The 8,046-nt window shown below is 56.8% G+C and carries 6 protein-coding genes; 1 reads left to right on the top strand and 5 read right to left on the bottom strand.

Going from position 1 to position 8,046, the window contains the following annotated elements; genetic code table 11:
- Positions 1–838 precede the first annotated feature (838 nt).
- From B5F88_RS09855 to B5F88_RS09845, 3 genes are read right to left on the bottom strand one after another with little or no spacing between them, the layout of a single operon-like run.
- On the bottom strand, positions 839–1,744 hold the full coding sequence (locus B5F88_RS09855) for a DUF4367 domain-containing protein (RefSeq protein ID WP_087345143.1): 906 nt from the start codon (positions 1,742–1,744) through the stop codon (positions 839–841).
- A gap of 35 nt (positions 1,745–1,779) precedes the next feature.
- Positions 1,780–2,736 carry a DUF4367 domain-containing protein gene (locus B5F88_RS09850; protein WP_087345140.1) on the bottom strand — a complete coding sequence of 319 codons (957 nt, stop codon included), beginning with the start codon at positions 2,734–2,736 and terminating at the stop codon, positions 1,780–1,782.
- On the bottom strand, positions 2,733–3,227 hold the full coding sequence (locus B5F88_RS09845; protein WP_162612157.1) for a sigma-70 family RNA polymerase sigma factor: 495 nt from the start codon (positions 3,225–3,227) through the stop codon (positions 2,733–2,735). The genes B5F88_RS09850 and B5F88_RS09845 overlap by 4 nt, the downstream gene beginning before the upstream one ends.
- 386 nt (positions 3,228–3,613) lie before the next feature.
- Here B5F88_RS09845 and B5F88_RS09840 point away from each other — a divergent pair, with 386 nt between their 5' ends.
- Positions 3,614–5,122, top strand: a complete 1,509-nt coding sequence (locus B5F88_RS09840; protein WP_087345134.1) for a glycosyltransferase family 39 protein — start codon at positions 3,614–3,616, stop codon at positions 5,120–5,122.
- Here the strand turns inward: B5F88_RS09840 and B5F88_RS09835 are convergent.
- Complete coding sequence (locus tag B5F88_RS09835; RefSeq protein ID WP_140402086.1) at positions 5,094–7,010, bottom strand: hypothetical protein; 1,917 nt, start codon at positions 7,008–7,010, stop codon at positions 5,094–5,096. The two genes, B5F88_RS09840 and B5F88_RS09835, sit on opposite strands and share 29 nt — an antisense overlap.
- Positions 7,011–7,064: 54 nt before the next feature.
- Entirely contained in the window at positions 7,065–8,003 is a 939-nt protein-coding gene (locus tag B5F88_RS09830) for an LCP family protein (protein WP_242959725.1), read from the bottom strand.
- Positions 8,004–8,046 lie beyond the last annotated feature (43 nt).

Below are 8,046 nucleotides of genomic sequence, written 5' to 3'. Positions count from 1 at the left end.
AGGTTTGACACGTTCCCATTGTTCTGTTGTTAATTCATAGCATTTCATACCTCTAGTTTCGCATATCTGCTCCTTTTGTGCAACTTTTATTTTTCAAACAAGCCCTAGTCTACGAGGTCACTCTGGAGCAGCTGATGGCCATGACCGGCTAAGCTCCCGCCTGCTCCGCCCGCTCCGGAACGGTCTGCACAGTAACCGTTTCCGATCCGCCGCGTCCCGTTACCGCGTTTCGCCATCCTGGTTTTTGCTGTCTTCGGCTGTGCCGCCGCGGCAAGCATTTTGATTACCCTTTGGAGAAAAAAGAAAAACTCTGATACGTACAGGAGCCGCCCATTCAGGCGGCTCCTGTACGTATTCAAGGATCAAAAGTCCAACTGTCACCTCGAGGCGGCTCTCTCCACAGACAGGCAAATTTTACACCGTGAGCCTTGGATTTTGCATTGCCCCTGGAGGGTCTGCCGTTCAAAATTATATAATATGCCTGCCCTAAAAAAGATAAGGCAGCCCACAGTCCAGAAATTCACAAAATAACTGACAGACATCCAGAGGAGCATGATTTATATTCATATCTATGGGAATAAAACCGGTAAACCGTGTCCCCAGTGCGGTTATGATTGCTGGTCTGTACGATATATCGAACAGCCTGGGGGAACAATATGCCTATGCACATGCGCTGTGTGCCTGCACTACGCCAAGGCAGACGCGCGAAAGGTCCCTCAGCTCATCCTTGTTGAACGCCCGGGCAAAAGCACAGAGGTTCAGTTATAGCCGCCGCGCCGGATCTTTATGGGCTGGCCCTCTCAAAATCACAGCTGCCCCACATCCCACAGCCGGCCGGTCAGCCCTGGGTCCCCGGAATGGATTTTATGAGGGTTCTCAGCTCCTCAAACGAGATATTCCCCGTAATGGAACATTCTACATTACCTGAACGCCATGCACCCACAATATTATTGGCATTTGAAAAAAGATAATATGTGGTCCCGTCTATCGTCAATTTTTCTACAGGATCATCCGTCTTTTCGTATACTATATCACCTGTGGTATCTCGCGGTCCACTATCTATATAGGTAACCATATAGGACTTATCAGCATTAATATAAACTACATCAAGCGCTATGATTCTAGCGGCGGGAACATAATCCACCCATACACCATCAAAGTTGTAGCCGTCCAGGATCATGGCGGGCAATATATCCGTGTTGATTCCGCTGAACTCCACTGCAAATTCCAAATCGGGGAATTCCGCGTTGCGCACGGTGGTTTCCACCGGCATTGGGTCCTTTGCAGCATCCTCCTGGACAAAGGAAAATTGCCCGTCGGTCCAGGAGCCGATCATTTGGGCCACATGCTGAAAGCCGAGGGCGGGAGGCAGCAGGAGGGTGACTACCACGCAGACAATGGCGGCTGCCAGGATGACACGGCTCCATTTGACCCTGGCCGCCGGCCTAGACCGCTTCTTTCCATTGTCCTGGCTTTCCGTCAAATAGGAGATACAGTCCGGGTCTTCTGCGTCCGGCTCATAAAACCGGGTAAAATCCCTCCACGCCTGGTCCACGGGCACGATCCGTCCGCTGGGATGCTCCCGCTCACGCTGTTCCATCGCGTTCAGCACGCAGGCAAGAAACCCATCGTCCCCGTCCGGCTCCCTGCCGGTATGCAGCTTCAAAAGTGTTTCCAATTCCCCCATGTCAAGGCGGTATAAGTACTGATACTGATTTGAGATATCGTTGCTGCGGCCGGACATATCTCCTTCCCCCCCTTACATGGTGTTTCATTCGGTCAGTTCTGCGTCCCCGGAATGGATTTTATAAGCGCTCTCAGCTCCTCAAACGAGATATTCCCCGTAATGGAACATTCTACGTTACCTGAACGCCATGCACCCACAATATTATTGATATTTGAAAAAAGGTAATATGTGGTCCCGTCTACCGTCAATTCTTCCACGGGAGCATCCGTCTTTTCATATATATGAACTTTTGTACTTCCTTCGTCACAATCCACACAAGTAATTAAATAACATCTATCGCCATTGACATAAAATGCGTCAAGTGTCGCCACTCCAGATGTCGGGGTATAATCTACAGTTACCCAATTCAGGGAATAGCCTCCCAGAGTCATGGCTGGTAAAATATCCGGGCTGATTCCGCAGCACTCCAACGCGGATTTCAGATCGGGGAATTCCACGTTGCGCAAGGTGGTTTCCACCGGCATTGGGTCCTTTGCGGCATCCTCCCGGACAAAGGAAAATTGCCCGTCGGTCCAGGAGCCGATCATTTGGGCCACATGCTGAAAGCCGAGGGCGGGAGGCAGCAGGAGGGTGACCACCACGCAGACAATGGCGGCTGCCAGGATGACACGGCTCCATTTGACCCTGGCCACCGGCCTGGGCCGCTTCTTTCCATTGTCCTGGCTTTCCGTCAAATAGGAGATACAGTCCGGGTCTTCTGCGTCCGGCTCATAAAACCGGGTAAAATCCGACCACGCCTGGTCCACGGGCGCGATCCGTCCGCTGGGATGCTCCCGCTCCCTCTGTTCCATCGCATCCAGCACACAGGCAAGAAACCCATCGTCCCCGTCCGTGTCCCTGCCGGTATGCATCTTCAAAAGTGTTTCCAGTTCCTCTATGGTAAGGTGATACAAATACTGATACTTGTGTAAGGTCTCGCTTTCGCGGCTGTCCATGGCTATTCCCCCATCCGATTGTTCCGGTTTCACAGCTAAACAGGCGGATATCATCCTCTGTCCTCCAGGGCGCTTTTCAGCTTTTTCAACAGCCTCTGCATCCGCTTCTGGCAGGCCCAGACGCTGATCCCCAGTTCCTTGGACAGCTCCAAATAGGTCGCTTTATCCAGGACAATGCGTTTGAGCAAATGGCTCTCATCCTCCGTCATCATGTTTTGAAAAAGCAGCTCCGCGGAAACCGGCAGTTCCTCAGCTTCGGCCGCGGTGCTCTCCGGCACCTCGCACATGGAAATGAACAGCTTCTGTTCCCGGAGGGCCCGGGCCATCATATTCAACGCCACATTTTTCGCGGTGACCTTGAGCCAGCCGATCCGGTTCTCGCTGGACTGAAATACCTCAAACCGCCGCCAGGCAATGAGGAACGCCTCCTGCGCCGCCTCGTTGGCCATGGGCCAGTTCTGTAAAAAACGATATGCATGAATCACAATCTGGCTGTAGTATTTGCGGTAATAGGACTCAAATATCGCCCTATTATCAGCCTGCATACACACTCGCCTCCCTGCAAACGATTCCATAAAAAGTATATCATGTGCGCTCGCACATCAGCAAGGTCCTGCCGGCTGTCTCCCCGGCCGCAGGACCTGTCTTGTCTCCCAATGATAAGGCCTAAGGCAAATATAGCCGCCCTATGTATTATTTGGCCTCCCGGTCAAAAACGGACAAGGATATTTGGAAGCCATGCGCCATCCCCCTTGTCCGTTTGGATACCCTCCCGCAAATATAAAGATAGGGGCATTTGGGAAGAAGGGACAGCGCTGCCTCCCGCGCGGCAAAATAAGGGCAGGCCGGACGCCCTGCATGTGCGTCCGGCCTGCCTTGTCTGTGTCTATCCGTCCCGCCCGCTCATTTTTACCGATTGGGGAGACACGCAATGTCCGAAATACCCTGCGGCAGAACGCCGCGCCTCTGTCAAAAACGCTCCTCGCCCTGCTTCACGGGCTTGGCTGTCCTGTTCTGCGCCATGCTGGCCCTGATCACAGCCGCCGCGGCCGCGCACCTGTACCGGAATACCGCGCCAAAGGCCTTTTCCGTTTTCTATCTGGTCCTGCCCTGGGCGTGGCTGCTGCTGTGCGCCCTATATCTGGGGAAACATCCTCTCAGCCCCCGCCGTTTCGCCCTGACGCTCTTTTTGCTGTCCCTGGTCACCAAGGGAGCGGCCGCCCTGCTGCTCCGGACGCCGCCGGAATCCGACTTCTATCTGCTGTACTACGCCGCCAAAGAGCTGGCCGGCGGCAACAACATGCTGAATACCACCCCATACTTTCAGTACTGGGCCTATCAGAGCGGCTTTGTGGCCTGGATGGCCTTTTTCATCCGCTTCTTTCACGCCGGACTGCCGTTTTTCCTGCTGATGAACGCCATGGCCGTATCCGCCACCAATGTACTGCTCTACTGCCTGTGCCGGCGGTTTGCCTCCCACCGGGCCGCCGCCCTGGCCGCGCTGATCTACCTGTGCTACCCCGCCGCCTATTTCATGGTTCCGGTCCTTACCAATCAGCTTATGGCGGAGCTGTTTCTGACGGCGGCTCTCTGGGTGTTCCTATCGCCCCAGGCAGAGGGGAAAAAGCTGTATAGAGCTCGTCTCGGCGCGGGGGTGCTGCTGGCCGTCAGCAATCTGTTCCGGCCCATGGCCGTTGTGGTCCTACTGGCCGTCCTGGGCGGCACGCTGCTGTACACGGCGTCCTCCCGGCAGAGCCTCCGGGTCTGCGCATGCTCCTGCCTGCTGTTCTGCGCCGGTTATGCCGCGGTCACGCAGGGAGCCTCCCTTTTGGTCTGTGTCAGCGGCCTGAACGCCAACGGACTGTCCAATCAGCTTCCGGCCTGGAAATTTATGCTGGGCCTTAACCGCACCTCCCTCGGGCGATACAGCAGCCTGGACGCCGTCACCGTCTTTGCCAGCGAGGATCCGGCGGCAGCCGCCCAGGCGCTGGTCCGGGAGCGGCTCTCCGCTTACAGCGTTCCCGAGCTGCTCCGGCTGTTCTGGGACAAGCTGGCCATAATGTGGGGCTCTTTTGAGGACAGCTCCTGGGCCCTCACCCAGCGGGTGATGGACAGACTGCAGAGCTGGGGGCTGGACGGCTTTGTCCGATATTGGACGGACAAGTGGTGCAGGCTGGGTGTGGGGTTCTACACAGCGCTTTTGGCCCTGGCCGGGCTGGGCGCATGGGCCAAAAGCCGGAGACCCAGCCTTTCCGCCATCCTGATTTTGGCGGCGGGGCTCTACTTCGGCGCCCACCTGCTGATCGAAATTCAGGTGCGCTACCGCTCCACCATGCTGCTGTTCCTGCTCCCCCTGACCGCCTGCGGCACTGACGCTGCCGCAGAGCAAATCCCACGGCTGTGGGGTTCCCTCAGGAAGGAGACCGTATTCCCTCTGTAAGTCTTTCCCTGGAGCCGTCCGCAGCCAGCGTCCACAGCACGCCGTCCTGATCCAGGCAGAGAAAAGTGTCCCAAGCGTACATCCGCGCGGCATAAGTGACCTGCTCCCCAATCTTGCGAAGGGTACACTCCTCTCCTTCCGCCAGAGCCTCCCACAGAGTACCGTCCTCCTGAAGCAGAAAATCTCTTCCTATGGAACGCATTCCGTCCAGAAGGCGCACTCCGCCGTCCGGCTCCAGCTCCTCATAGAGCCAGGCCGTTCCGTCCTCTTTCAGGACAAAAAAGGCGTCATCCCACCGGCAGACGTCCAGCACGCCCTCCAGGACCTGCCGCTGCTGGATCACACAGCTCCCGTCCCCCTGAAGAACAGGCTCCCACCGCCAGAGGGTGTGGTCCTGCTTGATATAGAGGCCGCCGGGATAGGCTTCGCAGGGGGCAGACAAAACCTGATCGGCAAGATAAACCGGCTCCTTCCAGCTCGCCGCCCCCAAAAGGTCGCCCCAGGCCCACAGGGTACCGTCCTGCTTGACCATGGCCCAGGCCTCGGAATACTGGGCAAGGGAGGCCACCCCCTCCAGAATGGGGACAAATTCCGCCGGAGCCTCCCCGTAATAGGCGCCGGGCAGGCGGCTGACCGTATCGCCGCCCATCCCCCAGAGGGTCCCGCCCCGATCAATGGCGTAGTTGGCCCACTGGCCGGCATAGACGGCGGCCACATCCTCCAGCAGCGCCGTATCACTGCCGTCCCGCTCCACCCGGAGCAAGGTTCTATCTTCCCGGATGGCATAGCACGCGGCCAGGGCGGAAACCGGCACCTCTGCCACCGGAAGGGCACCTGCCCCGACAGTGTGGGTGGGCGTTTCTTCCACAGAGCATCCCGCCAGCAGGGTGGGCACATCGGCGTCCGGAGGAAGCATCCAAAGCCGCCCCTGCCGGTCCAGAACGAGGATCCCTTGCTCCCCCCTTACCGCGCTGGCCACGTTGTCCATCAGGGGGACCGGGGTATCGTCCTCCAAACTCCAGAGCGTGTGCTCCTCTGTGATGGCCAGATCAATGGTAAAGGAGATAACATCCTCCATCCAGAGCTCCAGGTCGGTGTATGCGTAGCTCTCCTTCTGCCACCAGCCCATTCGCCACAGGCTGTTGTCCGCTTTCTGTACCAATAACCGCCCTCCGGAGGCGGCTACATCTGTTACTCCCTCCAGGAGCTTCCGCGGTTCCAGCCAAGGCTCCTCCAGGTCTGTTTCTATGGGCAAAAGCGTGCCCCACGCATAGAGCGTGCCTTCCGTGTCTATGGCATAAAAGGCGGAGGAGGTTGCCGCTATCTTTACGATATCCGTTAAAATTTGCTTTGGCTGAAAGGCCTCGCCGTCCCCCCACTGCCATACGGTACCGTCAGCGCGAAGGGCACATGCGCTCTCTCCCGATGGGGCAGCCATGAGCACGTTGTCCATCAAAAAGCGAGGGGCGTATTGGTCTGATTCCACATCCCCTTCCGGAAGCTGGCCGAAGATCGTGGAGCCAATGCCCCAGAGGGTGCCGTCCCGGCATAGAGCCAGCGTAACCCACTCGCCGGCATAGACAGTAGAGACGTTCTTCATCATCTCCACCGCCCCGTCATAGGTCAGTCCTACCTCAGGATTGTTGATCAGTCCACGGTAGTTGTCACCCCAGCCCACCAGCGTACCGTCTTCCCGAACGGCATAATAGGTCATATAGCTGCTGGCAATGGATACAAAGGTACCCTCCTGCTGTGGCGCCGGGGTAGAGGCGGAAGGGGATGCAGGCTGCGCGGACGGGACTGGCTCCGCATCAGTGGAAGTACAGCCGGAAAAGATGAGGAGGAGCAGCAGGCAGATAAGCGATAGATACCGTCTGTTTCCTTTCATGGCGCACTCCTTTCTTTGCCTCGCAACAGGTGCAAGCAACCGGATGTTTCCATACTATTTCACCTGAAAAATGTCCAGATCCTGTTCGGTCAGCGGCTCTGTATAGGGGTTCAGCAATTCATTCACGATCTCCAGAACTTCCTCCGGGTAGAGCTCATAGCACCAATCTATCCCGTTATATTTGACCGTCCCATCACCGGGCAGCGTCTCAAAGGAAAGGCCGGTGTCCAGCGGAAAGTCCAGGAGCGACGAAACAAACCACGCCGTATGCTCCGCCTTCAAATTCGTAACCACGTTTTCATTCCAGATTTCAATGTATTCCAGCACCTTTTGCGGGTTTTCAAGCAGCTTTTTCGCTATGGAGGTCAAAATCTGCTGCTGCGTACGCGTCCTTCCGATATCCGAGTCGGGATAGGCCATAGTGCCGTCAGAATTTTTCCTCAGGCGGCAGATGGCCAGGGCCTCTTTCCCATTGATGTGCTGCATCCCAGGTTCAAAGTGGATATGCAGATTTTGAAGCGGGTCATCATAGGCCATGTGGATGAGCACGTCAAAATCGATCCCGCCGACCGCATCCACCACCTGGACAAATCCTTCCACGTCCACGCAGATATAATAATCAATGGGAATCCCCAGCAGTTGGGACACCTCGTCGCGCAGGGCCTCTATCCCATCGTGGTAAACCGCGTTGATCTTGGGAAAGCGGCGGTCCACCAGCGTATCTCTCGGAATGGAGACCAGCCCCGCCGTCTGTTCCTCCGCATCATACGTCAGCACCATGATGGTGTCCGCATTGGCGCTTGCCTGGTCTGACGCGGCAAGGAGAAAGGTATAGCACAAGGGCCTGCGGGCAAAATCCCCCTGCGTGTTTGACGGAGCCGTTGTGTGCGCTGCGTCTCCCCCGGCCTGGACCTGTGTTTCCAGCGGAGGGACCTCCGCCATGGGCGGCGGCTTGATCAGCGCCTTCCACGCCAGATAGGCGATTATGATCATCGCGGATAACACGACGGCAATCAGATACAATAGTTTCCATATT

Source organism: Flavonifractor sp. An306, from assembly GCF_002159455.1.
Lineage (GTDB): Bacteria > Bacillota > Clostridia > Oscillospirales > Oscillospiraceae > Flavonifractor.
The sequence above is the reverse complement of the archived record's forward strand: the minus strand, read 5'-3'. Positions and strand labels throughout refer to the sequence as shown.

Coding starts and splice junctions, on each gene's coding strand:
- B5F88_RS09845 (WP_162612157.1), bottom strand. CDS start 3,227: ATGCAGGCTGATAATAGGGCGATATTTGAGTCCTATTACCGCAAATAC.
- B5F88_RS09835 (WP_140402086.1), bottom strand. CDS start 7,010: ATGAAAGGAAACAGACGGTATCTATCGCTTATCTGCCTGCTGCTCCTC.
- B5F88_RS09855 (WP_087345143.1), bottom strand. CDS start 1,744: ATGTCCGGCCGCAGCAACGATATCTCAAATCAGTATCAGTACTTATAC.
- B5F88_RS09830 (WP_242959725.1), bottom strand. CDS start 8,003: ATGATCATAATCGCCTATCTGGCGTGGAAGGCGCTGATCAAGCCGCCG.
- B5F88_RS09850 (WP_087345140.1), bottom strand. CDS start 2,736: ATGATATCCGCCTGTTTAGCTGTGAAACCGGAACAATCGGATGGGGGA.
- B5F88_RS09840 (WP_087345134.1), top strand. CDS start 3,614: ATGTCCGAAATACCCTGCGGCAGAACGCCGCGCCTCTGTCAAAAACGC.